This window comes from Aquamicrobium soli, assembly GCF_042646345.1.
In the GTDB taxonomy this organism is placed as follows: domain Bacteria; phylum Pseudomonadota; class Alphaproteobacteria; order Rhizobiales; family Rhizobiaceae; genus Mesorhizobium; species Mesorhizobium soli_A.
In genome coordinates, this window is the sequence record NZ_JBHRTK010000001.1 from 164,934 (window position 1) to 188,880 (window position 23,947).

Sequence of the window (23,947 nt, forward strand, 5' to 3'; positions counted from 1 at the left end):
TTCATCCAGGAGTTCGAATGTTTGCTTCGCCACCGGTCATCGTCGCGGAATGCTTTGCACGCCTTCCCGATCATCTGCGCCGTGCGGGCCAACGCTCCGCCTGGCTCGATCTCCATCTGCGCGGCGCCAACCGCCATTCGCTTCTGGAGGGCCCCTCCTTCGATGCCGCCGGCCGCCTGTATCTGGTGGATGTGCCCTTCGGGCGTGTGTTGCGGGTAACGCCCGAAGGTGAATTCAGCGTCGTGGCCGAATATGACGGCCAGCCCAACGGCCTCAAGATTCATCGCGACGGCCGCATCTTCATCGCCGACCACATTCGCGGCCTGATGCTGCTCGATCCCGATGCCGGGCAGGTCACGCCGCTGCTCGAGCAGGCCCCGGATGGTCCCTTCAAGGGGGTGAACGATCTCTTCTTCGCCTCCAACGGCGACCTCTATTTCACCGACCAGGGCCAGACGGGCCAGCAGGACCCGTCCGGGCGGGTTTTCCGCCTCGACGCGGCCGGTGCGCTGCATCTCGTGATGGACGGAATCCCCAGTCCGAACGGGCTTACCATGAACCGTGACGAATCCTGTCTCTATGTCGCAGTGACCCGCGACAACGCCATCTGGCGGTTGCCCCGCCTTCTTGACGGCTCCGTATCGAAGGTCGGCGCGTTCATCCGCATGAGCGGCGGCGTGGGGCCTGACGGCATCGCCCTGGATTCGGCCGATGGCCTGGCAGTCGCCCATATCGGCCTCGGCGCGGTCTGGGTGTTCAACGCGGTCGGAGAACCGACGCTGCGGATCAACATGCCCGAAGGGCGCTCGCCGACCAATCTCGCTTATGGCGGGCCTGACGGGCGGACCCTGTTCATCACCGAAGCCGAAAGCGGCCGCGTGATGATGGCCCGCGTCGAGGTTCCCGGCAACCCGATGTTCGGCGGCAATAACCTGCCGCCGGCAAACTGGCTTGCCTGAAGAGGGTGTAAGCATAATTGCCCGGCATTCGGGCCGGGAAGACCTCTCATGAAGGCAGCCTTCGGCGTGCAAGCAAACCGGCCCGCGACCCATTGGTATTGAAGCCCTGCCGCCTGTTCACGAAGCGGCTATTCGACGGTTTCAGCTCGTTAATGCGATGTGATTTGCGCTAGCCTGCCGAGCCTTGGTTGAGCCTTAGTTCCGCCTAAAGCTTTTTTGCGCGGAAGGGCTGTTTGGAGGTATTAACCCATGCAGTGCTCAAAACGAATCCTGGTGACGGGAGGTGCCGGGTTCCTCGGCTCGTTCCTGTGCGAACGGCTTCTGGCCCAGGGCCACGAAGTCATCTGCGTCGACAATTTCTTCACCGGCAGCCGCTGGAACATCGCGCATCTCGTTGCCAATCCGAGCTTCGAGATCATCCGCCACGACGTGACGTTCCCGCTTTATGTGGAAGTCGACGAGATCTACAACCTGGCTTGCCCCGCGAGCCCCATCCACTACCAGCACGACCCGGTGCAGACCACCAAGAGCAGTGTCCATGGCGCGATCAACATGCTGGGTCTCGCCAAGCGCTTGGGGGCGAGGATACTCCAGGCCTCCACGTCCGAGGTCTATGGCAATCCCGGCATCCATCCGCAGCCGGAAGCCTATTGGGGGAACGTCAACCCGATCGGGCCGCGCTCCTGTTACGACGAAGGCAAGCGATGCGCGGAAACGCTTTTCTTCGATTACTGGCGCCACATGCGCTGCCGATCAAGGTGGCGCGCATCTTCAACACCTACGGGCCGAGAATGCGGCTGGACGACGGGCGCGTGGTATCCAATTTCATCGTCCAGGCACTCCGCAACCGGCCGATCACCGTCCACGGAAATGGCAAGCAGACACGTTCGTTCTGCTATGTCGACGACCTCAATACCGGCTCCAGGATCGAATTTCTGCCCTTGCCGGTCGACGATCCCGAGCATCGGCGCCCGGAGATCGCTTCGGCGCAATCCCTCCTCGACTGGGAGCCCAAGATGCAACTGCGGGAGGGTCTAGGCCAGACGATCGCCTATTTCGAGCGGCTTCTGGCTTCCGCCTCCGGCAGCCCCGTCGCCGCCGAATGAAGACGGTCCTCGTCACCGGCGGCGCCGGCTATGTCGGCTCGCATTGCTGCAAGGCCTTCGCGCGGGCCGGCTGGACGGTCGTGGTGTTCGACAATCTCTCGCGCGGCTGGCGCGAGGCGGTGAAATGGGGGCCGCTGGTCGAAGGCGACATCACGGATGCGAAACAGGTTGGGGCTGCCCTCGACCGTTATCGTCCGGATGTCGTCGCCCATTTCGCCGCCTACGCCTATGTCGGAGAATCCCTCACGCGGCCGGAAATCTACTACAGGAATAACAGCTTCGGGACGCTCGTCCTGCTCGAGAAGATGCAAAGGGCAGGCGTCGGCAAGCTGATCTTCTCGAGCACCTGCGCGTCCTACGGCATCCCTGTGCGCACGCCGATCGACGAAGCGCATCCGCAGGCGCCGATCAATCCCTACGGATGGTCGAAGTTCATGATCGAGAAGATGATCGAGGACTTTTCGCGGGCCCATGGGCTTGATGCGGTCATGCTGCGCTATTTCAACGCCGCAGGCTGCGACCCCGACGGGGAGATCGGCGAACGCCACGAGCCGGAAACGCATGTCATTCCCTTGGTGATCGAGGCGGCGCTGCGGCAGGATCGGGTGTTCACCGTCAACGGAACCGGTTTCGACACGCGTGATGGAACCGCGATCCGCGATTATGTGCATGTCTGCGATCTCGCAGACGCCCATGTGCTGGCCGCCGGCAAACTGGCGGCCGAGCGTGGCGTGCATGTCTACAACCTCGGAACCGGTAGCGGAACGACGGTTCGGGAACTGGTCGAGGCCGTCGGCCGGATATCGGGATCGAAGCCGCGTGTGGCCTACGGGCCGGCCCGGCCCGGCGATCCCCCGGTATTGGTGGCGGCGCGCGGCAAGGCCGAGCGGGAATTGGGCTGGGCCCCGCGGCAGTCCGGCATGGACCGGATCGTCGAGACGGCGCTGGCCTGGTATCGCCCTCGGCTTTAGCGGGCCTCGGCCGTCAGCAGGCGATCGAGCGCCGCGCCGACGGCCGCCAGCGAGAACTCCTGTTCGACGCGGCGGCGTGCGGCAAGGCCGAGCCGATGGCGTAGTTGCGGATCGGTGCGCAGCTGCTTCAGGCCGTCGGCGATCTCGTGCGGCCTCTCCTTGCGCACCAGAAGGCCGCCCGAGGCTTCGCCCTCGGCGAGGATATCCGGCAGCCCTTGCGCGTCGGTCGCCACCACGGGCAGGCCGCAGGCCATCGCTTCGAGCGGCGCGACCGGCATCCCCTCGATGCGGGAAGCCGTGACATATACGTCCGCGGCCGACAGCCACTGCCGCAGGAACCCGCGATCCGTCGTGTAGCTGGAAAGCCAGCGCACATTTGCGAGGCCGCTGTCGCACAGCAGTTGCGAAAAGCGCTTGTCGTCCTGGCCGGAGCCGATGATCACCAGTTGCGCCCGTGGGTCGTCGGCAAAGGCGGACCATGCCTCGACGAGCACGTCGAAGCCCTTGCGAAAGATGTCGATGCGTCCGTGGTTGACGGCGATGAAATTGTCGGCGGGCAGGTCGAGTACGGTGCGCGCCTGCTCGCGCTCAAGCGCTTGCCATTCCTGCGCATCGATCGGATTGGGAATGTCGGCTATGTCCAGCCGAAGGCGCGGGTAGGCGTGCGAAAGCCTGTCGCGCTCTGCCGCCGAGGCGACGATCAGGCCGCGGCAGCTACGCAACGATGCCTGCCGGGCAACGGTCTCGATCCAGGAAAGCGTGCGATCGCCGCCCTGGAACGTCGCGTAGAGCGGCACGCCCATACGCCGCGCAAGCAGGGCCAGAGCATCGAAGCGCGTGTACTCGTATTCCTGAGCCAGGATCGCGTTGCAACCGGCGTCGGCGAGCACTTCGCGAAACGCCGCAAGTGGTGTCGCGCGCCAGCGCCGAAGGCTGTAGGCGGCGTCATATTGACCCTTTCGCGCACGCTTGCCGGGCACGACCTCGATCGGCGTGCCGGTCGCTGCGTGGCGGCGGTGCGTGATGCGATCCACGCATTCCGAGGCGCAGACGATGACGGGGGCATGGCCCGCAAGCTGCAGGGCAGCCGCATAGCCGAACAGCCAGCCGCCGCTCATGCGCTCCACGAAATCGTCGAGCGCGAGGCTGATCGGGTCGAGGAACTCTTCCACGACGTCGCCCCAGGGAAACAGCGCGACGACCTTGGTCGGGCCGTTCATTTGCGCCAGGCGAACGCCGTTTCGGTGCCGCGTGTTGAGGGACGGTGCAGCAGGTAGCCGACCGCCGTCAGTGGGGCCGCCAGCGCGTAGATGAGCTTGCGGCGGCGCCGGCCGAGCCGGGAAAAGGCGACGTCGTGGAAGAATGCGGTGACCGGGTTGATGAAGGTCGCCCGCCGCTCGGCCGGCCGGCCGAAGAGCGCGGCAAGCTCGGGGTCGCGATAGCCCCGCCGCACATGCCCCCATTCCTGCATCAGCTCGGATTCATGCGGGCAGTAGGGCCGCATCACCTTGTAGTAGGGGTAGTGCCATTCGGCCTCGGGCGTCGAGACGAGCACGCGGCCGCCCGGCCGGACTACGCGCAGGGCCTCCTCGGCGGCGCGGTTGTCCTCTTCGATATGTTCCAGTACGTCGAACAGCGTCACGACGTCGAAGCTGTTGTCCTCGAACGGCAGCGAACGCGCGTCGCCACACACGAAAGTGGAGCGTTCCCAGGCGGGCTGGCTGTCGGCGAGCGCGGGGTCTATGTCCAGCGTGACGATGTCGGCCTCCGGATAGAGCAGGCTCGCCAGCCCGCTGCGTCCGCCGCCGACCTCCAGCACGCGTCCGCGCCCTTGCAGTTCCATGGGGGCGACACGATGGATCGCCCGCATCTTCTCGCGATAGAACAGCCCGTCGGTAAGGCCGTTGGGGAACGGGTTGCCGGAAAGGAAAACACCGAGCGGCGCCTTGCTGCTCATCAGATCGCTCCGTTCTCAAAATAGCGTGGGGCCCGTTGCCGGCGCCAGCCGGGGCGGCACAGGAACTGCAGGCCGGCGGCCCAGCCCGCGACCTCGGACACCAGCGTTTCCGGCCGGCCGCACTGCTTTTCCACCAACCCCTTGAGAAAGGTTTTCAGGAAATAGACCGGAAGCTGGCCGAAGATGCGGGTGAGGTTGCCCCGATCGCCGAACGCGTCATACTGCGCGACGAGCGCCGCGACATGGCCCTTCATGTAGGACCGCATCTGCCGGCGCAGTTCCGGCAACTCGCGGCGATGATGATGAAACACCACGGCGCGCGGCTCGTAGAGGCAGGTGCCACCTTCGGCGAGTAGCCTGTACCAGAGTTCGGAATCCTCGGAGCAGCCGGACGCTCCGGCGCCGAGACGTTCATCGAACAGGCCGATGCGTTCAAACAGCGTGCGCCGGAAGGCCATGTTGGCGCCGGCGCCGATCTTCCAGACATGGGCTCCGTGCGGCCGCGTCTCCTCGAAAAACCGACGGTCGAAGCGCAGCGGAACGAAGGTCGTGCCGAAGCCCCCCATCTCCAGCTGGAAGATGCGCTGCGCGCGCGTGTCCAGCCGGGCCGGCAGCACGAGGCCGGCCAGCGCCTCGATATCCTCGTTCGAGAAGGCACGCGCGATCTCGGCGGTCCAGTTCGGGTGAAGTTCGACGTCGTCGTCGGTAAAGGCGATGATCTCGCCGCGGCTTGCATGAATGCCGGCATTGCGTGCGACGCTGAGCCCCGGGCGCGGCTCATGCACGTGTCGGATCTCGGGAAATCGCCGGCATATCGGTTCGGCGCCGCCGTGTTTGGAATTGTCGATGACGACGATTTCCCCTGCCGCGCTTGCCTGCGCCACAACACTTTTCAGGCACCCGGCCAGCGCCTCGCCACGCTCGCGCGTGCAGATGACGACCGAGATATCCTCGGCGGGCACCGGCGGCATGGTCGCCAGCGCGTCCAGTTCCTCGACCAGCTTGCCCGAACCGAGCACGTGGGGCAGCGTCAGCGCCTGTCTTGGCCTGCCCTCGAAGGTGGCCCTGAGCGGGGCGCCGAGGGCAGGGCAGCGCGCCGCAAGCTGTTCGGCCCCATATTCGGCCGTGAACTGCCGCAGTTGCGCCTCGCCGAAGGGCAGTTCCTCCGGCAGCGAGGCGCGCATCCCCAGGGGCAGGTCCTTCCACCAGAAGATGGAGAACGCGGCTGCATCGCCGGGGTGGGCGTCGTTGCGCGCCGTGCTCAGGTCGACGTGCCGCACCGGAAGGCTGTGCGCCGTCATTGGTTCGCCTCCCGTATCGTCTGCACGCGCGAGCGCGAACGGTCGTACTCCCCGGCCAGGCCGCGTATGCCGCCCCAGATTTCGGCCATGCCGAAATTGACGTCGCGCCCGCGAAGGTCGCGAATGGCGCGCGCGAGTGCCTTGGCCTGATCCACGAACCACCAGCGCACCATCGCGCCGTGCTGGGGCCGCAATTCGTGGTCGCTGCGCCGGCTTTTGACGAGGAACGCCATCATGCCGAGACCCCAGGACCAGTATTGCCGCCTGAGTTGCGGGATCGTTTCGCGATGCTCGTGATAGACGGCGAGCTCCGGCTCGTAGACCATCGTCCGCCCGGAGCGCAGGACGCGGTAGAAGATGTCGAGGTCGCCACCGCCGGGCAGCGGGCTGCCGGTGTCGAGCGCTTCGTCGAAGCCGCCCAGCGAAACCAGCAGGTTCCGCCGGAAGGCCATGTTGCAGCCCGCGCCGAGCACGCCCGCGCCGATGGGGTGAAGCGGATTGTCGAAGCGGGCGCTGCGGAATTCGTTTCGATGGAAGCCGCGGCCGAAGCCGCCGCGACGCTCGAAATAAATCTGCGCCTCGGTATCGAGCCGGTAGGGCAGCACCAGCCCGGTGAACCCGCCGGCGGTGGGATTGTCGCGGCACGCCTTGGCGAGGCCCGCGAGCCAGTTGCGGTCGACCACAACGTCGTCGTCGAGAAAGGCGATAAAGATGCCGGTGGCGGTCCGCAGCGCGGTGTTGCGGGCGAAGTCGAGCCCGGCTTTGGGCTCGAAAACGTAGCGGACCCCGGCATAGCGCCCAACCGTTTCGCGTGTGGCCGAATCGACCGAGGCATTGTCCACGACGACGATCTCGACCGCACCGAAGGGAGAATTTTCGCGCACCGCTTCGAGGGAATCGAGCAGCCGGGCAAGCCGCTGCGCCCGGTCCTTGGTGCAGATAGCGATGCTGAGCGAGGGCAATTCGGTATCCGGACCGGGGCTCGCCGCCAACTCGTCCTCGACCTTCGCGACAAGGACGCGGGTGGCAAAATGCCGGTCCGCCAATGCGCGCAGTTCCTCTAGCGGAAGGGGCTCGCCGGGGGCTCGGTCGACCATTGCAAAACCGACCAGCCGGTCCCGCCAGCGCGCGACCAGCCCGATGCCGCTCTGGTCCAGCGCAATCTCGATCGCCTGCAGCGGCCTGGAGAGTTCGATTTCAACCAGCCTGTAGCCCATGGCGCGTCCTAGCTCGCCGCTGCCGCCGACAGGCGTCCGGTCTGGAGGTTATACAGGTGCGCGAAATGGCCGGGCCGCTCCAGCAGTTGATCGGGCGGGCCGACCTCGATGACGCGCCCCTTCGACAGGACGATGATCTGGTCTGCCGCCCGCACCGTCGAAAGGCGATGCGCAATGACCACCATGGTCCGGTTCTTCGAAAACTGCTCGAGCGCGAGCTGGAAGGCCTGTTCCGTCTCGACATCCAGCGCATTCGTCGCCTCGTCGAGCAGCAGGATGTCGGGGTCGCGCAGGATGGCGCGGGCCAGCGCGATGCGCTGCCGCTGCCCACCGGAAAGCCGCATGCCTTGGTCGCCGATCCGGGTTTCATAGCCGTCGGGCAGCCCGGCGATGAAGCCGTCGGCCGTGGCGATCCGCGCTGCCTGCTTGATCTGATCGGCCCCGGCGTCGAAATCGGCATAGCCGATATTGCCGGCGATCGTGTCGTTGAACAGGTGCACATCCTGCGACATCACCGACAGGCGCTCGCGCCAGCTATGCAGGTCGAAGGCGGGCAGGGCGGTTCCATCGGCGAGGATCTCGCCCGACGTGGGATCCCTGAAGCGGAAAAGCAGCGACATGATGGTGGACTTGCCGGCGCCGGATTCGCCGACAATGGCGGTGGTCGTGCCGGCGGGTATGCTGAACGAGACGCCGTCGAGCGCCAGGGGCTCGCCGGGCGCATAGCGGAAGGATACATCGCGGAATTCCACCGCCCGCCGGAGTTGTGGGGCAGGGAGGCTTCCGCTGGCGAGGAAAGGCGTATCGGTAGCGCGCAGGAAATCGTCCACGTCATCGATGGCCGCGCCGATGCCGTCCAGGGCGATCTTCGACTGGAGAAGCTCCCGCACCGGGCCTTGCAGGCGATAGAGCAGCGACAGGAAGGCTGCCAGCGCGGCGACGCCGGTGCCGGTTCGTTCCGCGGCGAGGATGAGGACGCCGATCATGAGCGCGATCGACATTTCGGAGACCGGGCCCGGGGCGGCCCACAGCATGTCGAGGCGCAACAGCCGTTGGCGCACGCGCTGCGATACCTGCCTAAGACGCTGGCTCTCATATCCCTCGCGGGCGAACGCGCGGATAAGTTGCAAGGAGTTGATGCTTTCCCACATGCGCAGCCCGAACTGCCTGTTCTCCTCCACGACGGCCTTGCCGGTCTCATCGGCCCGGCGCGTCGCAAAGCGGATCGCCAGCGCGGCGAGCCCAATGAACAGCAGCGAAAGCAATGTCAGGCTGGCGGAGATCGCCAGCATCAGCGCGATGAAGACGACGAAGGTGCAGGCACAGATGATCAACCGGTAGCAGAGGCCCAGGCCCTGGCTGAGCTTCCAGGTGTTGTTCGCGATCGTGGTGACGATGTCTGCGCGCCTGCTCTCGACCCGGTAGTCGACGCACGAACTGATGGTCTGGTCAAAGACGCGACATCGAAGCTGGTGCGCGACCAGCCCGTCGACATATCTCGTCACCCAGGTGTTGGCGAGGTTCACCGCGATCTTGAGCAGGATGCTGGCGCACACCACCCCGACGAGGGTCGCCGTCCTGTAGTGCTCTGGAATGGGCGACATCAGATAGTCGAAGAGCGGCTTCCACCGGTTCGGCTCTGCTATCGCGCCCAGGCTCTCGATGAGCGGGATGAAAAGGAACAGCCCGGCGCCTTCCAGCACCGCCGCGAGGAGGCCGAGGGCGACGATGGCCGGCCCGGCCCAGGGCGGCGCGGCGGCCAGGCGGATGATTCTTCGCATCCGGGCGATCAGCGGCGGACTCACCACGCCATCTCCCCATAGGGCGGCCGCGGCTGTGCCCCGCTGAGGCGCCGCCAGCCGTTCTTGGCCCACCGCGGCACGAGACAGGCGCGGCAGTACGTGTCGAGCATGCGGGGCAGGCGCGAAAGGGCGCCGCCCGGCTCCAGCGTTCCCAGCCGCCGAAGCAATTGGGCGGCTACCGGGATACGGCCGCCGACCAGCGCCCGCACGACCAGCCACTGCAGCATGTCGACCAGATGGGCGTCGAGCTCGGTGCGCAGTTCCGGATATTTTTCCCGGAACTCGGCGAAGACGATCTCGCAGGAGCGCAGCATCTGCTGCACGTCGCTCGACATGTTGGTGTTGGTCATGCGGTAGCCGACCAGGAACTGGGGCACCACCCGGAATTCGAATTGCTCGGCAACGCGTAAGCACATCAGCATGTCTTCGCAGCCTTGCGCATTACGTGCCCGCAAGGACGGATCGAACCCGCCGGCCGCGGCGAAGGCGGTGCGGCGCAGCATCATGGAGCTGCCGTTGCCGACGAAATTGTTGCGGCATATGGTTTGCAGCACCCAGCCCTGGGTCAAGGGCTGGTTTTTGAGCGAATAGACCCGGCTTTCGGCGTCAATCTGCGCGAACCAGCAATAGGCAAGGCCAGCGATCGGGCCGCCTTGCTGCAGAGCGGCGAGTTGCTGCGCGATCTTGGTGGGCGCCCACAGATCGTCGGCGTCGACGAAGGCCAGGAACTCCGCCCCTGTCGAAGCAGCGCCGAGATTGCGCGCGGCCGCTACGCCGGCGTTTTCCTGCCGCAGCAGGCGAATGCGCGGGTCGAGGCGGGCGAGGCTTTCAACGATCGAGGCTGACGTGTCGGTCGAGCCATCGTCAACGACGATGATGTCCAGTGCGGGGTAGGTCTGTAGGCAAACGCTTTCTAGCGTCGCCTTGACGGTACGCTCGGCATTGTACATCGGCACGATCACGCCGACCGGAACGTCCTCGATCTCCACCAGTCGCTCGCCTCCAATCGTCAGGCTTGCGGCCGTGCATAGCTCAAGCCGAACGGACTTCTGAACATATGCAATCGTTGCCCAACAAGCCCGATGCCGCCCGAAATTGCGTAGATGGAAGATGAGGCTTTCTCGCGCCGGTTGCCACGGCGCGTCGTTTGAACGCCGATGAAACTAGGTCAACAAAAATGATGATATTACTGCACGGGATACCGCGAATGGGGGCACTCGTTCAGCTTTTCTATTAACGCGAAACACCCTTTTGGAACAGACGGCTCATCCATTTTAGGTAGCGTGTGAAGGAAAAGGGGCGGCCACCAAGGTCTGGAGCACGGCCGGCGCGCGTCCATCAACCAGCCGGGCGCTGGCCGCCCTCGTTTTAGGGCGGAACGGCGTCGGCCTGAGCCGCGCGCCGATGGCGCCGTAGGCGGCGTTGGGGCTCACCGCCGCCGCCGGACGGACATTCTGGCCGGGTGTTGGCCAACACGATGTTGATCGTGTGCGGGGCCTCGTTGAAGCGCGGGATCGGTAGCCCTCCCGTTCACGGCTCGTCCCGTGGGCTTTGTCGAATGCCACTTCCTCGTGCAGCGTGCGGCCGAGCGACTGGATGACGTTGCCCTCGATCTGGTTGTGCAGCCCGTCGGAGTTGACCACCAGGCCGCAACATGCGCCACCACCCCGCGCTTGACGCTGATGGCGCCGCTGTCGTGGTCTACCTTGTCTCCGGCGATGGTGGCCACCCAAACGTCATCGTGGTTGGCCTAGCCCAGGCGATGCCACGCCCTTGGCGGCTTGCCGTGCTGCTCCGGGGCCGGTGACGGCCGGTTCTCCCAGCCAACAATCAGGATGAAATGCTCGCGGTCCTGGCAGAATGGGTGTGGCTCGATCCGCCGAACGGCAACCGAGTCTTGATAACGGATAGCTGGACGAACGACGCCTACCGTCTGCCTGAAATCCAGCCGGCCGATCGCCTGCCCGATTCCGGGTTCTCCGCGGAGGCGACGACTTGGGTCGCGGCTCAAAATGAATTCGTCAAGATCGCATTCGACGAGAGCGGGGGAGTTCGTTCGCGCCGAACTTATGATGCACGCAGGCTTCGCCCGGGTTGACTTCACACCCCGGCAGGTCGACGCCTTATTCACGGCCGCTGCCGCGCTGTAAAAGCCCGGTCGCCGACTTGGATAGGCGGCCGGGCTCTCAGCTTACCGGCGGGTGCCTAAGACCGGCGGTCGGATCATACTCCGACGTGCAGAAGGGGCAATGGAAAAGCCCGGCCGCCGAAGAGGGCCAAGGCGACCGGACCGGGGACGCCCGACTGCAGTTCCGAGACAGCCGAGCAATCGAATCGTATTCCTTGCCGAACCCGATGGAAACCACCCGGCCATCCACCATTTGGCTGATGGCATGCGGTATCGGTAAATAAAAAGCCCGGTCGCGCGGTTGGAGGCGTGCGACCGGGCAGAAGTCACCCGGAGTTGTAAACCCGCCGGGGAAGGCCAGCATAGCCAAAGCCGTGTCGAAAGCAAATGACCCGGTCGGCGTAGAAGGTAGCGACGGCCGGGTCACTGGGGCGGGGGTGGAAGCCCGACTGTCATTCCGAGACAGCCGATCGAATTAATCTTATTCCGTGCTGAACCGAAAGAAAATGACCCGGCCATCAGCCAAACGGCGGATGACGGCCGGGTCACGCTGTCCCGGCGGGGCAATCTACCGGGCTAGACAAGACGGACTGTACACCTGCCGCGAAGTTAGACAAGCCGAACGCTTTACGAAGCTGGGTCGCTTAACTGGGGATCGGACTGAGTTCCGATGCCAATATCCAGGAGCTTCACTCTGGCGGACGAAAACGTCCGCTTTGCGGTCAAAACTATATCGTCGGCATGTTGAGCGCCAGAATACTCATCGTCGACCTCAACCATGATGGAGAGGACGACCTCCACGGATCTCGTCAATTATTTCCTCCGGCCAAAAATTCCCGCTCAGCATAGCCCTGGCGGTTGGATAAAAATCACCACAACCACCACGCAACCAGCACAATGATTGCCATCCAGACAACCCCACGCACTATACCGCTGCTGGCGCCCTTGAGCGTGCGGAAGTGAGCTTCTAGCGTCATTTCTCCCCGGCCCGCCATCAGATCACGTCATCATCCATGCCGCTAACAGGGCGATGGCTCCAACGACCCCGAGCGAGATGAAAGCAGCCGGATAGCGCTCCCAAGGATAGGGCGCTCGATCCCAATTGTAGTGCATGGACTGACCTTTCTCACACGAAACGGGGAGCTTAGCCAGCACCGTTCCCCTTCGTCAACGACAACGGCGGCGCCGTCACCTCGAAGAGTATCGCCATGGACCGCAATTTTTAGCGGGCGCTTCGCTCGTCCTGCAGCATGAAGGTGAATGGAGCGACCATCCAAAGGACCCCCGCGGCGCGCCACGAAAGGCGTCACGCTGGCGACCTTCAACGCTACGTGAGGGCGGACGCGACGATGGTTGATCTGCGCAAGATCACGGAAGAGCACGTCGCGACGGTCTACCGCCGTTTCTATTGGGATGCCGTCGCGCGTCCTGAACTCTCCGGCGGCGTCGATTAGGCCGTGCTTGATTTCGCGGTGAACAGCGGTCCTTCGCGAGCGGCGAAGTACCTTCAGACTGCTGCCGGTGCAAAGCAGGACGGCAAGATCGGTTCGCCACCCTCGCCGCGGTCCCAACTCTCCGGTAAGTGCTCCGGGCTAACCGCCCGGCGCCGATGATCACAAGCGGGCGCTGGCCTCACCGTTGTCGAGCAATTTACCTCAGTTCGGTACTGCTCACTTTTGCCTACGGTGGGAACGCTCGCTTCTCTCGCGTGTTTGCCTACAGGCCAACCATTGGCCTCTAACACCAGGCAAACGTGACGGATGAAAGGTAAAGGAACATGGGCTTCTTCTCCAAAGACATAAAGACGTTGGAAGACCTCTTCGTGCATACGCTGCGGGACATTTACTACGCGGAAAGACAGATTGTGGCGGGGCTGCCGAAAATGATCGACAAGTCGACCGCGCCGGATTTGAAGGCAGGCTTCGAGCAGCACCTTAGGGAAACCGAAGCTCACGTCGAACGGCTCGAAGAAGTTTTCGACATGTGCGGCTTCGAGGCCAAGGAAGTCGATTGTCCCGCGATCGACGGCATTCTCGAAGAAGCAGACGAGGTAAGCGGCGAGGTCGATGATAAGTTGGTTCTTGACGCCGCCCTAATCGCATCTGCGCAGGCTGTCGAGCACTACGAGATCACCCGGTATGGGACACTGATCGCTTGGGCAAAACAGCTTGGGCGGCAGGACTGTGCTGACCTACTCGCTCAAAATCTAGCAGAGGAGGAGGCTGCTGACAGGAAACTGACAGGGCTGGCCGAATCGAGAGTGAACCCCCAAGCGGCGTGAGGGCAAGCTAACGTCCTATCTTTATGTCCGCTCCGGTCACCGCCGCAAAGCCCGGAATAGCCAGCTCAAGCGGTCTGCCCTTGTCAATCTGCAGGGGAGAAAGGAGTTTGAACCGGTACCGGGCCCAGTAAGTCATCGATTTGCTCCCGTAGCGCTTCTCGCAAACCATGGCTCTGGTTGCAGCGCGTCACGCAACCGGGGTGACGACGAGATCGGGTGCCCGCCAGACATACTCCGCTGCGTCGGGTTTCACATCGGCTGGTAGCGACTGAAGGTGGTGAATGGCGTTCTGCACATACCATGCGAGTCGCCTCAGTGTGAGATGCTGCCTGTAATTGGTGGCTGGCCACGGCGTGTGCCGTCCCTGAAAAAGACGCCGACATGTCGCATAACGGTTCCTTCGCGGCAGCGCAGGTCCGCCATGGCATAGTCTGGATTTCGGCGCGTGCTGAATGCGTAGGCTGAACGGCAGGGAGCGCCGTTCACCTCGTCGATGACGAGGGTCAGCGCGCGCCTTTGCGGGGCCGTCGAACCGCCAACGTTCGTGGTGTTCATCGAATTCCAGTCGCTTGTCCCACAGCAGCGAGCCCCATCCGATTATGGCAATCTTCAGTCTGGGCTCACGTATCGGCGCTCTCCTCTGACGTTTTGGTTAGGAGTGCCGACCGGCCGTTAACGGCCGCACGAACCGATTTGATGAGTTGATCGGGGAACCCGCGCGGCAGCGTAGCGATAACGGCGTCGGTTTGTTTTTCGACGTTTGCGGCGAGGTCTTCGAAGATCGTGCGCATCAGCGGCGTGCCGACGCCCGCGAGTTCGGCGGTCTGGAGGAAGTGGCGCGGCATGATGGTGTCGACGGGGTAGTGACAGTTCTTACCGACGGACATAGCGAGCTTGAATTTCTTCTGCTGGATTTGCCCGGCATCGAGGCGCGGCTGCGCCGTCAGCACGTCATAGAGCGGCGTCAGGCGGAAGCGTCCGCCGGGGCCGAGCGTGATGCTGAAATTCTTCGCGTGACCGTCGGTAGCGCCCAGCATCCAGAACAGGATGCAGGCGCGCATGAAGGTGGCGATATCCTGATCGGGCGCGTCGCTGCCCTTTAAGAACTGGATGATATCGCGCATCCCGGGGCCGCCGTCGGATTGGTATTTGCGCGTGGGCGGGACAGAGAGGGCCTGGCACATGTCCTCCTGCGGCAGGCGCAGGAGGCGGCCATCGCTCGTCCAGCGGCGGTCGAAGCGTTCGACGATGAGCGTGCGGCGGTCGCCGAAATCGGCGATCTCGGTGTGAGCAGTCGGCACGCCGAGGGCGGCGAGCAGCTTCAGGCAGAGATATTCGTTCTCAACGCTGTTTGAGAGGTCAATGCCGTTCGACAGCTGACCGATTTGCGGCTTGAAAATGTGCGTGGTGGCGGTGGTGCCAGCGGGTTTGAACCATTTTTTGTCCTTGCGCAGCAGCGCGGTCTTTTCCTGCGCGCCCGCAATAGAGATGCGGAAATCTTCATCCTCGCCCATGCCGAGAGGGGCGGCAGCGAGGTTGTTGATGATGGCGGCGACCTCATCATCGGTGACCGGGTTGCCGTCGGTGGCGCCGGCCTTCCCGGGATCGACGCCATCGGGGAGGAATTGCAGCGCGCCGACGCAGTCATGGCCAAGGGCGGTCAGCAGGCTGTAAGCGTCCGTTCCGCCTGCGCCGACGCGCTCGGCGACGCGCTTGCGGATGGCGTCACTGTCCGGCAGCAAATTGTCGAAGACGTTGATGACGGGCGTGCCGATATAGCGGTCTTCGCGCAAAGGTAGGGAAAGAGAGACCGGGAAGGTGTTCTCCCAGGCGAGCCAGTCTTTCGCGTACTGAAAATCGATCGCGCCGGTGGATTTGCGGCGCAGGGTTCCGACGAGGCGGGCGTTCAGGAAGACATTGAGGGGCGCGTGCGCCCGGCGGCGCGCCATCAGAACATATCCTCAATATCGGCGGCGCTCGCCTTGCTGCGGGGGCGGACGACGAGTTCAAGGTCAAGAGCCGACAGTGCTGCCATCAGCGTGCGCAGCTGGACGGCGGGTTCACCGGCCTCAAGGCGGGAGACCGTGCCTTGGCGCAGGCGGATATGGTCGCCGAGTGTGCCTTGCGTCAGGCCGGCTTGTTTGCGGGCGCGGCGCAGGATAGCGCCGAGCTGTTTTTCGTTACGGGCGATCTGGTCGGTCATGGGTGCCTCCATCGTCAATATACGTGAGTGCGTCTAAAATGTCAATATACGGATTCGCGTATGAGTCCTGCTTATGCGCGTTTGCGTATAAAGCTAGAATATACGCTTATGCGTATCGCCGGTCACACGTCTGAGCGGGTCTGTCGGGAGGCTTGGCAGGTGAGATAAGAGAGCGCCCGGGTAACGGCGGCCTCTCTTTCCATAGGATTGCGGAGTGTCAAGGCGCGGCGGAAATGCGCGGCGGCGCTGCTGTAACCGTTCATCTTTACAGCGGGCGGGTGGTTGACGTTGGCACCCCGGTTCCTATATACACCCTAAGACAACCAGCGCGGTTATTCATGGCTCGCACCGCACCAAACCCGAGTAGCACGCGTTCTGATTCCCTGCAGGCGGCCTTTCTTCGGCGCGCCGCATCAGCGCTTGAGCGCATGGCGGCCACTGCTTCGCCGAAGACCCTATCCGACGCTTTGGCGGCCTCAACCGATGCGGGTTCGCTTGCATGGCTGCTCAGTCGGTCCGAGGTCGTCGGTCCGGCCGTCATCGAACTCGACCCGCTCGTTCCCGCCTTGGCAAGGAACGTCGAACACCGCAAGCGCCTGATTGAACATGCTGGCGGCACCTTGGCGGCCGAAGAAGCGGGCCGGCTTCTCGGCATCTCGCGTCAAGCTGTCGACAAACGCCGGCGAGCCGGAGCGTTGCTAGCTGTTCGCCAGGGAAGCGACTGGCGCTATCCAGCCTGTCAATTCGATGAGACGGAGATCGTCGCCGGTATCGCGGATATCATTCAAGCCTACGCTTCGGCCGGGCCTTGGGTGGCGCTCGATTTCCTGCTCGCGCCCGACTCAGCGCTTGGAGGGCGGTCAGCTCTGGAAGCGCTGAAGTCCGGCGATCGGGACGCGGTCCTGCGCGTCCTGCGTAGTGAGGCGCAGGACGGGTTTGCATGACGCCGAAGACGCGGGCCGCCCCCCGCGGTCCCTCCGGTCTGGCGCCTCCTCCCCCCGAATGGCTCGCTGACATATTGCTGCCGATCGACGAGATCCAGGCCGGACAGGTGTTGCACCGTGTCCACCGTTCGTCGCTCGATTCAATCTTCTATGGCCCGGGCCCCAGCGTGCCACCGACGAATCGCTTTGACAGTGCCAGCGGACGGTTTGGAGTCCTTTATGCCGGTCTCACCCTTCGCGGCGCCTTGGCTGAAACGCTCGTGCGCAACCCGCAACGCCTCATGGTCGCCATGACCGATATCGTTGGGCGCTCCGTATCCGGGCTCGTCTCTGACCGACCCTTGCGGATTGTCCGGCTGTATGGATCGGGGCTGCAGACTGTCGGGACGGACAACTCGACTTCGACCGGACCCTATGAGCCTTGCGGCCTCTGGTCGGATGCCCTCCGGGACCATCCAGACCGCCCGGATGGCATAGCCTACCAGTCGCGGCATGACTCCAGCGAGATCTGCCTCGCCATCTTTGACAGGACCGATGTTCGACTTAAGGCTCAGGGAATCCGCACATTGTCGAGCATGCTTGGAGACGTTGCCGCCGTGCTCGACAGCTATGGCAAATCCGTGTCCCGGTCAGTCGAATAACCGGTGGTACGATGTCGGGGGCAGGCCCTCATCAACCAACTTCCGGCTGACCGCGAGCAGGTCGACCGGAAACACATCCACCAGGTGGAGCGCTGGATAATTAGGTGGTCGCTCTGCCACATGACTTGCCGCCAGCGGCTCGTGTATTTCGGCGAGACAGCCGATGACACCTTGCGGAGGGAGCGCATGCAGTTTCTCCCAGGCCGCACGTGCCTGTTCCCTGTCGACGTCGCGGCCGGACTCGGCCGCATAGTGTTCAACTGTGTCGTCGCTGCCTGTGCACGGCTGAGGGATCGGGACGTCCCCCTGTCGGGGGAAGCCGTTGAGGAATTCGCAGCCAGCTATGGCTATGAAGAAGAGAGCGACCTTTCACATGTCGTCGACGGCAGGCTGGCTGCATCGGCTGGCAGCATCGACCAGCTCCTGACGGACATTATGAAATCCACGCCGAGCCGCGACGCGGCTGGGAATCTTTGAGCTATGCGCTCCAGGCGCGCACTGCGGTGCAGCGTTGCACGATGTCCTCGACTGCCAGCGCCAGCAGCTTGCTGTCGGCCTCGGTCCCCTTCAGTTCCGCCAGCACCTTCTCGGCTGCCGGGATCATGCGCTCGGCCATATCGAGCAATTGCCGAAGCACGAAGCGGGGACGGAAGTCGGTATCCTTGGCGAAGGCTTCCCAGTTTTCCGGCGTCAGCGTGAGCGGATCACGATTGCCCCCGACGAACCATCGCCAGCCGCGGACGCTGCTCGTTGTAGAAGGACCGGAAGGCGGCGGCGTTGTTGACATCATAGAGCTGGCTGAGCTCGATGCGATCGAGCCGATAGAGCAGTGAGTAGTTCTTCGCGTGGGCGTCCGGGTTGCCGACCAGGAACTGGAAGATCGCGCGATCAAGAAGTTGCGTGCGGGCCGTGACGACATCGGTGACTTTCTTCATCAGCTCGAAGCATTCCTGCCAGCCCGGCCCACCATCCTTTTCGTACTTCGCTCGATCCAGGTTACGGGCTGCCTCAGCGCAAGGGCTTCAGCGGCTCGCTTGTCTGGAATACCAATTTCGTGCGGCCTGTTACTACGGGCCATGAATGGAAGCCCGAATATGCCGAGGTAACGGGTATCGTATGGGGCTGGCCATCATCGGCAGCCTGCATCATCGCCACGCGGATCGAGTATGTTCGCTCGTTTCTCCTATATGCGCTTGAGGAAATGATGGCGGCCGGTGAAACTACTCTCACCTGAGTCTTATTGAGTCGGGCTTTCAGGGCACCGTTCGCGGTTAATCATTCTTCATCCTTCCCAGCCTCGATAAAGGCGACCAGCTCTTTATAGGCATCGCCGACCATCCGTCTTCGGGTGACGGGATGCGGTATCGCCACCGCTGCCCGGAATACTCCCGCGGCGGCAATGCGGGAACCGGCAAGCTCTTCGAGGCAGTCGAGCGCTTCAAGTGTGATGCGATCATGCCGAAGGTCGATGTCTTGCGCCGGGCCAACGCCCTGGCGAGTATCACCAGCGCCGCGGCGACTTCGCCGGGCGAACCTGTACCGTCGCTGCAAGGTGATCTCGCTTCAATTTCTACGCTTTCCACATCTGCCCTCCTGTATGAGAACAAATATAGAACATTGCGCGCGAAATTAGCTTTCAAAATCGCCGCTGCCTTGGGAAGGGCCGAGAGTTACCTGTCCCGCCCCTGATCGCGGTCGTGCCCGCCTGCGGGGAAGCCCTGCTCATGCCGGCTCTTCTCGTCCGAGATACGCCGGTCCCCCGCAGCGTCCTCCCTCCGACGTGCGGCCCCCGGAGAACGGCTTTTGCCATGGCGCACACAGGCGCGTCGGTAGCTCTGGGATCGACACGCACACACAATAAACCGCGTCCGACACCACCAGCTCCGGCCCTTCTTCGAACAGCCATGTTGTCGGCTGGGCGTCCTTTTTGTCAACGCGCTTTCCAACGGTTACATGCTAGGTCCGGCCGTCGGGGTCGGGGCGCTCGATCAATATTTCATTCGGGGCGAGCTCGAAGTGTCGATGTGCCAGATGGATCGCGAACCGCTTCAGCTTGCCGTGCCGGGCGAGCGCATCACGGACATCCCGCAGGCAGGCAAGATCGTCGTTATCTAGCGGCGGCGCATCCTGAAGCTCTGGCAACACCGACCATTGCATGGGCTGAATTGAAAGCTGCATGATTTCGGCCCCGTGAGCATGCGTGGAGATCAAAACAACATGCTTCGCGTTCAATGTCACCGCCGCTCCAGTCTTCAGGAGCCGTCTGTGACCTGGTCGATTCCGGGTTTCATGCCGCAGGCGTCAACGAGTCTGCGCGGCGACGGGACCGGCAATAGGATTCGTCTCCGCGAAGATCGCTTCGATCTCAGCCGCTTCCTGGTCGGTCAGACCGGCGAATTCGCGTTCGCGCGCGCGCTTTGACAGAGTTCCGCCATTTTGCCGCAGGAAGCGGAACAGCAGGTCGAGCAGGCGGTCCGGCATGTCGGCGATATTGAGGACGCGCGCTTTGAACGTGTCGTAAGCTTTCAGGAAAGAGGTTTCTGCCGGCAGATCGACGTCGATTGTCCGCGCGACGCAGGAGAACAGAAACTCTGCATGCGGCGTCGCATCGAAGTAGCGGTAGAAGTCGGCAGTGTCGTTCAAAACCTCGACGTTGTTGCGGTCGGTCGGCCGCCAGCGAACCAGCGGCAGCATCCTCTGCGAATAACTTTCGAGTGTGCGCCGGTACTCCTCGATGCGGTCGAGAATGACGGTGGAGACCGGAAACACGACGCCGGGCGGATTGAAGCCGCGCTCCGCCAGAACATGATGGATCAAAAAGCGATGCAGTCGTCCGTTTCCGTCCTCGAAGGGATGGATATAGACAAAGCCGAAAGCGAGCACGGCCGCCGCCAGCACAGGGTCGAGCGCCGGCGCGACCGTCCTGTCGAAGGCGGTGAGGCCATCCACCAGGCTACTGAGGTCTTCATGCCGCGCGCTGATATGATCGGGGATCGGCGCGCCGGTCGTGCGATCATGCTCACCGACGAACCCGCCTTCGGTGCGTAACCCCAGATGAACGAAACGCGCATCGCCGATAACAACCCTTTGCAGGCGTTCGAGCTCGGCCCGGTCGACCGGGCGCCGTCCGGCTTCTGCAATCGCCTGGCCCCAGCGCTGGATACGATCCTGCGGCGGGTCCTCGCCTTCGATCTCGAAGCTGGAGCGTGAATCCTTAAGCAGCAGGAACGCCGCCGTCCGTGCCAGCAGATCGGCGGGAACGTCTGCGACCAGCGCGCGCGCTTCCTCGGCAAGATTCCTGGTGACGAACGCCTCAAGGGTGGGCGTCCGGAAGATCATCGGACAAAAGGCGGGCGTGCCCGGAAGGTTGTTTTTGACGCGGTGGCGCGTGGATGTGACGCCTCCTGTTGCCCATTGCTGTTCGGGGTCGACGATAAGCGCATATGCGCCGCTGGCCGCGTCCGGCAGATCGAGGCGGGCCTGCATCAGCCATTCGTAGAGAAACCAGACGCGGCGCGCGAACGAGCCCGTCGGTGCGGCGCGGACAATGTCGGCGACAGGTTCTGGCCCCGTTGCCGTGAACAGGGCTTTGAGGACGCACAAATCCAGCCCCTCATAGCGCAGGGCGAATGTCAGGTGGCCGGCCAGGTCGGCGTGCGGCGCGTGGCGGGGCGTGAATATCCGCCAGCCGTCCGCCTCATAGATCTTATGGCGCTGCCCGATGGCAGCCAGTCTCAGGGGCACGGGCACGGCAAGCCGGTAGGCATCGATCAGGGCGGCATACCCTGCGGGCAGCGCCTCCACCGGCAGCCTGCGGTCGTGAAAAACAGTAACCAGGCCTGAAAACTGATTCTTTAGGCCGTCACCCATGAAAATCGATACCTTGCCGTGAAAATTGAGCACTGCCCCCATAATCACATGAAAATAGATGACATTCAATGAAAACAGCTTAAAGATACCCTGCTGGCCTGAATTTCGATAACCAGCCAGACAGCTGGTGAGGCATAGAGATCGCCATGATGACCAGCCAACGGCCAGGAAAATCGGGATGCCCTTCGGCACACTGCGGGCATGGCCAAGGTCCCGCACCATACACGGCAGTAGGCAGACGGCGTCACCCAGACTTGGCGTGTCGTCGACGATCTGCCTTTGCACCCTGCCGTCGGTGCTACAGAGCTGGATGCGGTCGAGGCCTTCCTGATGCCGCTGCTCAACGCGATTTTGTCGGACGCGGCAGGCGAGGCGGATGGTGCTTCGCCGGCCACGCCGCAAAGCGGGCGCGCGGACTCACAAAAGCTTCAAGCCTCGGGACGATATCGCCGCTAAAACGAGCACGCCGATGACCATCACCAGTAAAGAGGAAGGCGGCCAAGCCCTCGGCAAACGTGCGGCGCTCTATCTGCGCGTTTCGACAGGCCGTCAGGCCGAAGCCGATCTTTCGATCCCGGATCAGCGCCGGCAGGCGGCTGCCTTCTGCGCCGCGCGAGGCTGGGACGTGGTCATCGAATTCACGGAGCTGGGCGCGAGCGGTGGATGTACAACCGCGTGGCGGCCTTCGCTCGAGACTGGAAAGCCGATCGGCAGAGAGAACCGCAGATGTCAGGACGCGGGACCTTCGTGCCGCTGGCCTTCGAGCCAGGTGAAGCGTTCCAGTTCGACTGGTCGGAGGATTGGGCCATCATCGGCAATGAGCGCACGAAGCTGCAGGTGGCGCATACGAAGCTCAGCTACAGCCGCGCCCTCATCGTCCGGGCCTATCTCCTGCAGACGCACGAGATGCTGTTCGACGCCCACAATCACGCCTTCCGTGTTTTCGGCGGTGTCCCCCGGCGCGGCATCTACGACAATATGCGCACCGCGGTTGACAAGGTCGGCCGCGGCAAGGAGCGCGACGTCAACATCCGCTTCCAGGTGATGGCCAGCCACTATCTCTACGAACCCCGAGTTCTGCAATCCGGCGTCGGGCTGGGAGAAGGGGCAGGTGGAGAAGAACGTGCAGGATGCGCGCCATCGACTGTGGCAGCCGGTGCCGCGCTTTCCATCGCTGGAAGCCCTGAATGACTGGCTGGAGCATCGCTGCAAGGAACTCTGGGCGCAGACCGCCCATGGCCACATGCGCGGCACCATTGCCGATATTTGGGCCGAGGAGGCGCAGACCCTCATGCCAATGTCACGTCCATTCGATGGCTTCGTCGAATACACCAAGCGGGTCTCTCCGACCTGCCTCGTGCATCTGGAGCGCAACCGCTACTGCGTTCCGGCATCCCTCGCCAATCGGCCGGTAAGCCTTCGGGTTTATCCGGATCGGGTCGTCGTCGCCGCTGAAGGCCAGATCGTGTGCGAGCATCGCCGCATCATCGACCGTTCGCGTGATCGCCCCGGCCAGACGGTCTACGACTGGCGGCATTATCTGGCGGTCGTGCAGCGCAAACCGGGCGCGCTGCGCAACGGCGCACCGTTCACCGAGCTTCCAGACGGGCGTCCAGCGCAAGCACGTCAACGAGCTGTGCGGCAATCGCAGGAGCGTGACGGCGGCGACGGCGCTGATTCTCGCCCGTGTGTTCGGCACCAGCCCCGACTTCTGGCTCAACGTGCAGCGGCGCAGCGATCTTTGGGAGGTGATGAACACGCCCAAGGAGCGTGAGCGGGTTGAGCGCGCCCGCCCGTTGCAGAACGCCGCCTGAGCGCGGCCAGCGGTCCACCAGTTTGGGACGCGCCAGGATTTGAGAAGGAGACATTGCCATGACCGTGTCCCTGCGCGCCGCCCTCTATCTTCGCGTCTCGACGGCGCGGCAGGCCGAGCATGACGTGTCGATCCCCGACCAGAAGCGGCAGGGCGAAGCAATTTCGCGCTGATCGTCACCGGCGCGTTCCTCGGTCTTGGCGGCTACGCGATAAAGGATGGCGGCGTCGTCAAACTCTCCGGGCTGGAGGTGTCGATCTCCGGGCTGGTGGTAGTGTCGGCGATCTTCCCGCTCGCCGCCTTCTACTTCATGGACCGGCTCTGGTATGACCGACCGCTCGATGGCTCGGTCTATGCTGGCATAGAGGCGGAAACGGCACTCAAGGATCTCGGCTACAAGGTCGACCTCGGCTCCAAGATCAAGGAGCACAGCCCGTTCAAACTGTGGCTCACCAAGAAGACGATGATCCGGTCAGCGACCAAGATGGACCTGTTTTACGCGATCTTGGCAGGGTCGCTGTTGCTGGTCGCTGGCTTTCTCGGGTTCGGGATCCAGCCGCAGGCGGTCGTGGACAAGACGCCACCGCCCATCGTCGCGCCACCGGAAGCTAATCTGCCGGCCGACGCTGCATCACCCGCGCTCCCCACCAATACGTCGGCGCCCGCATTGCCAGTACCCCAGCCGACCGTTGCGGCCGGGCCGTCCACGTGGCCGAACGATCGTCGGAAATTCTCAGGCTAGCAAGTGAAATCG

At 63.6% G+C, this 23,947-nt stretch carries 22 protein-coding genes and 4 pseudogenes; 14 read left to right on the forward strand and 12 right to left on the reverse strand.

Translation table 11 applies throughout. From position 1 onward, the window contains the following. The first annotated feature begins 17 nt into the window (after positions 1-17). The 3 genes and pseudogenes from ACFOHJ_RS00850 (at position 18) to galE (ending at position 3,036) form a co-directional block, all read left to right on the forward strand. The gene (locus ACFOHJ_RS00850) at positions 18-959 is read left to right on the forward strand and encodes an SMP-30/gluconolactonase/LRE family protein (protein WP_378217522.1); all 942 of its coding nucleotides are present in this window, start codon (positions 18-20) and stop codon (positions 957-959) included. A gap of 249 nt (positions 960-1,208) precedes the next feature. Beyond that, positions 1,209-2,065, forward strand: a pseudogene (locus ACFOHJ_RS00855) (UDP-glucuronic acid decarboxylase family protein). Beyond that, complete coding sequence (galE, locus tag ACFOHJ_RS00860) at positions 2,062-3,036, forward strand: UDP-glucose 4-epimerase GalE (protein WP_378217523.1); 975 nt, start codon at positions 2,062-2,064, stop codon at positions 3,034-3,036. The pseudogene ACFOHJ_RS00855 and the gene galE overlap by 4 nt, the downstream one beginning before the upstream one ends. Here the strand turns inward: galE and ACFOHJ_RS00865 are convergent. Genes ACFOHJ_RS00865 through ACFOHJ_RS00890 form a run of 6 tightly spaced genes read right to left on the reverse strand, consistent with a single transcriptional unit; the run spans position 3,033 to position 10,302 of the window. After that, the gene (locus ACFOHJ_RS00865; protein WP_378217525.1) at positions 3,033-4,256 is read right to left on the reverse strand and encodes a glycosyltransferase family 4 protein; all 1,224 of its coding nucleotides are present in this window, start codon (positions 4,254-4,256) and stop codon (positions 3,033-3,035) included. The genes galE and ACFOHJ_RS00865 overlap by 4 nt on opposite strands. Further along, the gene (locus tag ACFOHJ_RS00870) at positions 4,253-4,993 is read right to left on the reverse strand and encodes a class I SAM-dependent methyltransferase (protein ID WP_378217527.1); all 741 of its coding nucleotides are present in this window, start codon (positions 4,991-4,993) and stop codon (positions 4,253-4,255) included. Before ACFOHJ_RS00870 ends, ACFOHJ_RS00865 begins: the two co-directional genes overlap by 4 nt. Next, the gene (locus ACFOHJ_RS00875; protein ID WP_378217529.1) at positions 4,993-6,294 is read right to left on the reverse strand and encodes a glycosyltransferase family 2 protein; all 1,302 of its coding nucleotides are present in this window, start codon (positions 6,292-6,294) and stop codon (positions 4,993-4,995) included. Before ACFOHJ_RS00875 ends, ACFOHJ_RS00870 begins: the two co-directional genes overlap by 1 nt. Further along, positions 6,291-7,511, reverse strand: coding sequence for a glycosyltransferase (locus tag ACFOHJ_RS00880; protein ID WP_378217531.1), 1,221 nt, complete (start codon positions 7,509-7,511; stop codon positions 6,291-6,293). Before ACFOHJ_RS00880 ends, ACFOHJ_RS00875 begins: the two co-directional genes overlap by 4 nt. Before the next feature lie 8 nt (positions 7,512-7,519). Further along, on the reverse strand, positions 7,520-9,319 hold the full coding sequence (locus ACFOHJ_RS00885; protein WP_378217533.1) for an ABC transporter ATP-binding protein: 1,800 nt from the start codon (positions 9,317-9,319) through the stop codon (positions 7,520-7,522). Continuing rightward, positions 9,313-10,302 (reverse strand): glycosyltransferase family 2 protein, encoded by a 990-nt coding sequence (locus tag ACFOHJ_RS00890; protein ID WP_378217536.1) that lies wholly within the window; start codon positions 10,300-10,302, stop codon positions 9,313-9,315. Before ACFOHJ_RS00890 ends, ACFOHJ_RS00885 begins: the two co-directional genes overlap by 7 nt. A gap of 851 nt (positions 10,303-11,153) precedes the next feature. On the opposite strand from ACFOHJ_RS00890, the gene ACFOHJ_RS00895 reads away from it, so the two are divergent. From ACFOHJ_RS00895 to ACFOHJ_RS00905, 3 genes are all read left to right on the forward strand, one after another. Then, positions 11,154-11,411, forward strand: a complete 258-nt coding sequence (locus ACFOHJ_RS00895; protein WP_378217539.1) for a hypothetical protein — start codon at positions 11,154-11,156, stop codon at positions 11,409-11,411. A gap of 1,280 nt (positions 11,412-12,691) precedes the next feature. Further along, positions 12,692-12,895: a glycosyl hydrolase 108 family protein gene (locus tag ACFOHJ_RS00900; RefSeq protein WP_378217541.1), complete on the forward strand. Its 204-nt coding sequence runs from the start codon at positions 12,692-12,694 to the stop codon at positions 12,893-12,895. 323 nt (positions 12,896-13,218) lie between these two features. Beyond that, a complete protein-coding gene (locus tag ACFOHJ_RS00905) occupies positions 13,219-13,722 on the forward strand; it encodes a YciE/YciF ferroxidase family protein (RefSeq protein WP_378217544.1) in 504 nt (167 codons plus the stop codon). 620 nt (positions 13,723-14,342) lie between these two features. Here the strand turns inward: ACFOHJ_RS00905 and ACFOHJ_RS00910 are convergent. Both ACFOHJ_RS00910 and ACFOHJ_RS00915 read right to left on the reverse strand, forming a co-directional pair. After that, the gene (locus tag ACFOHJ_RS00910) at positions 14,343-15,671 is read right to left on the reverse strand and encodes a type II toxin-antitoxin system HipA family toxin (RefSeq protein WP_378217546.1); all 1,329 of its coding nucleotides are present in this window, start codon (positions 15,669-15,671) and stop codon (positions 14,343-14,345) included. Next, positions 15,671-15,925, reverse strand: a complete 255-nt coding sequence (locus ACFOHJ_RS00915; protein WP_378217548.1) for a helix-turn-helix domain-containing protein — start codon at positions 15,923-15,925, stop codon at positions 15,671-15,673. The genes ACFOHJ_RS00910 and ACFOHJ_RS00915 overlap by 1 nt, the downstream gene beginning before the upstream one ends. A 338-nt stretch (positions 15,926-16,263) precedes the next feature. On the opposite strand from ACFOHJ_RS00915, the gene ACFOHJ_RS00920 reads away from it, so the two are divergent. The 3 genes from ACFOHJ_RS00920 to ACFOHJ_RS00930 all read left to right on the forward strand — a co-directional run bounded on the left by ACFOHJ_RS00920 (position 16,264) and on the right by ACFOHJ_RS00930 (position 17,987). Beyond that, positions 16,264-16,869, forward strand: coding sequence for a helix-turn-helix domain-containing protein (locus ACFOHJ_RS00920; RefSeq protein WP_378217550.1), 606 nt, complete (start codon positions 16,264-16,266; stop codon positions 16,867-16,869). Next, the gene (locus ACFOHJ_RS00925; protein WP_378217552.1) at positions 16,866-17,510 is read left to right on the forward strand and encodes an RES family NAD+ phosphorylase; all 645 of its coding nucleotides are present in this window, start codon (positions 16,866-16,868) and stop codon (positions 17,508-17,510) included. The genes ACFOHJ_RS00920 and ACFOHJ_RS00925 overlap by 4 nt, the downstream gene beginning before the upstream one ends. A gap of 186 nt (positions 17,511-17,696) precedes the next feature. Next, positions 17,697-17,987, forward strand: a complete 291-nt coding sequence (locus ACFOHJ_RS00930) for a hypothetical protein (protein ID WP_378217554.1) — start codon at positions 17,697-17,699, stop codon at positions 17,985-17,987. Between the two features lies 1 nt (position 17,988). Here the strand turns inward: ACFOHJ_RS00930 and ACFOHJ_RS00935 are convergent, their stop codons facing one another. Next, positions 17,989-18,135 (reverse strand): hypothetical protein, encoded by a 147-nt coding sequence (locus tag ACFOHJ_RS00935; RefSeq protein WP_378217556.1) that lies wholly within the window; start codon positions 18,133-18,135, stop codon positions 17,989-17,991. A 79-nt stretch (positions 18,136-18,214) separates the two neighbouring features. Beyond that, a complete protein-coding gene (locus ACFOHJ_RS00940; protein ID WP_378218050.1) occupies positions 18,215-18,505 on the reverse strand; it encodes a HipA domain-containing protein in 291 nt (96 codons plus the stop codon). 361 nt (positions 18,506-18,866) lie between these two features. Between ACFOHJ_RS00940 and ACFOHJ_RS00945 the strand changes: the two genes are divergently transcribed. Then, positions 18,867-19,199, forward strand: a complete 333-nt coding sequence (locus ACFOHJ_RS00945) for a hypothetical protein (protein ID WP_378217558.1) — start codon at positions 18,867-18,869, stop codon at positions 19,197-19,199. Between the two features lie 267 nt (positions 19,200-19,466). Here ACFOHJ_RS00945 and ACFOHJ_RS00950 read toward each other — a convergent pair whose 3' ends face one another. Together ACFOHJ_RS00950 and ACFOHJ_RS00955 are read right to left on the reverse strand one after the other, a co-directional pair. Beyond that, positions 19,467-19,748: a hypothetical protein gene (locus tag ACFOHJ_RS00950; RefSeq protein ID WP_378217559.1), complete on the reverse strand. Its 282-nt coding sequence runs from the start codon at positions 19,746-19,748 to the stop codon at positions 19,467-19,469. 63 nt (positions 19,749-19,811) lie between these two features. Continuing rightward, entirely contained in the window at positions 19,812-21,380 is a 1,569-nt protein-coding gene (locus ACFOHJ_RS00955) for a Fic family protein (protein WP_378218052.1), read from the reverse strand. 469 nt (positions 21,381-21,849) lie between these two features. Here ACFOHJ_RS00955 and ACFOHJ_RS00960 point away from each other — a divergent pair. From ACFOHJ_RS00960 to ACFOHJ_RS00975, 4 genes and pseudogenes are all read left to right on the forward strand, one after another. Next, positions 21,850-22,074, forward strand: a pseudogene (locus ACFOHJ_RS00960) (recombinase family protein); the annotation flags it as partial. After that, a pseudogene (gene istA / locus ACFOHJ_RS00965) lies at positions 22,047-22,986 on the forward strand (IS21 family transposase); the annotation flags it as partial. The pseudogenes ACFOHJ_RS00960 and istA, both read left to right, overlap by 28 nt. A gap of 1 nt (position 22,987) precedes the next feature. Further along, positions 22,988-23,194 (forward strand): annotated as a pseudogene (locus ACFOHJ_RS00970) (HigA family addiction module antitoxin); the annotation flags it as partial. A 249-nt stretch (positions 23,195-23,443) separates the two neighbouring features. Continuing rightward, the gene (locus ACFOHJ_RS00975; RefSeq protein WP_378217561.1) at positions 23,444-23,935 is read left to right on the forward strand and encodes a hypothetical protein; all 492 of its coding nucleotides are present in this window, start codon (positions 23,444-23,446) and stop codon (positions 23,933-23,935) included. The last annotated feature ends 12 nt before the right edge of the window (positions 23,936-23,947 follow it).

Coding starts and splice junctions, on each gene's coding strand:
- ACFOHJ_RS00925 (WP_378217552.1), top strand. CDS start 16,866: ATGACGCCGAAGACGCGGGCCGCCCCCCGCGGTCCCTCCGGTCTGGCG.
- ACFOHJ_RS00900 (WP_378217541.1), top strand. CDS start 12,692: ATGAAGGTGAATGGAGCGACCATCCAAAGGACCCCCGCGGCGCGCCAC.
- ACFOHJ_RS00955 (WP_378218052.1), bottom strand. CDS start 21,380: ATGGGTGACGGCCTAAAGAATCAGTTTTCAGGCCTGGTTACTGTTTTT.
- ACFOHJ_RS00875 (WP_378217529.1), bottom strand. CDS start 6,294: ATGACGGCGCACAGCCTTCCGGTGCGGCACGTCGACCTGAGCACGGCG.
- ACFOHJ_RS00865 (WP_378217525.1), bottom strand. CDS start 4,256: ATGAACGGCCCGACCAAGGTCGTCGCGCTGTTTCCCTGGGGCGACGTC.
- ACFOHJ_RS00895 (WP_378217539.1), top strand. CDS start 11,154: ATGCTCGCGGTCCTGGCAGAATGGGTGTGGCTCGATCCGCCGAACGGC.
- ACFOHJ_RS00920 (WP_378217550.1), top strand. CDS start 16,264: ATGGCTCGCACCGCACCAAACCCGAGTAGCACGCGTTCTGATTCCCTG.
- ACFOHJ_RS00945 (WP_378217558.1), top strand. CDS start 18,867: ATGCGGTATCGCCACCGCTGCCCGGAATACTCCCGCGGCGGCAATGCG.
- ACFOHJ_RS00905 (WP_378217544.1), top strand. CDS start 13,219: ATGGGCTTCTTCTCCAAAGACATAAAGACGTTGGAAGACCTCTTCGTG.
- ACFOHJ_RS00880 (WP_378217531.1), bottom strand. CDS start 7,511: ATGGGCTACAGGCTGGTTGAAATCGAACTCTCCAGGCCGCTGCAGGCG.
- ACFOHJ_RS00915 (WP_378217548.1), bottom strand. CDS start 15,925: ATGACCGACCAGATCGCCCGTAACGAAAAACAGCTCGGCGCTATCCTG.
- ACFOHJ_RS00870 (WP_378217527.1), bottom strand. CDS start 4,993: ATGAGCAGCAAGGCGCCGCTCGGTGTTTTCCTTTCCGGCAACCCGTTC.
- ACFOHJ_RS00930 (WP_378217554.1), top strand. CDS start 17,697: ATGCAGTTTCTCCCAGGCCGCACGTGCCTGTTCCCTGTCGACGTCGCG.
- ACFOHJ_RS00910 (WP_378217546.1), bottom strand. CDS start 15,671: ATGGCGCGCCGCCGGGCGCACGCGCCCCTCAATGTCTTCCTGAACGCC.
- ACFOHJ_RS00850 (WP_378217522.1), top strand. CDS start 18: ATGTTTGCTTCGCCACCGGTCATCGTCGCGGAATGCTTTGCACGCCTT.
- galE (WP_378217523.1), top strand. CDS start 2,062: ATGAAGACGGTCCTCGTCACCGGCGGCGCCGGCTATGTCGGCTCGCAT.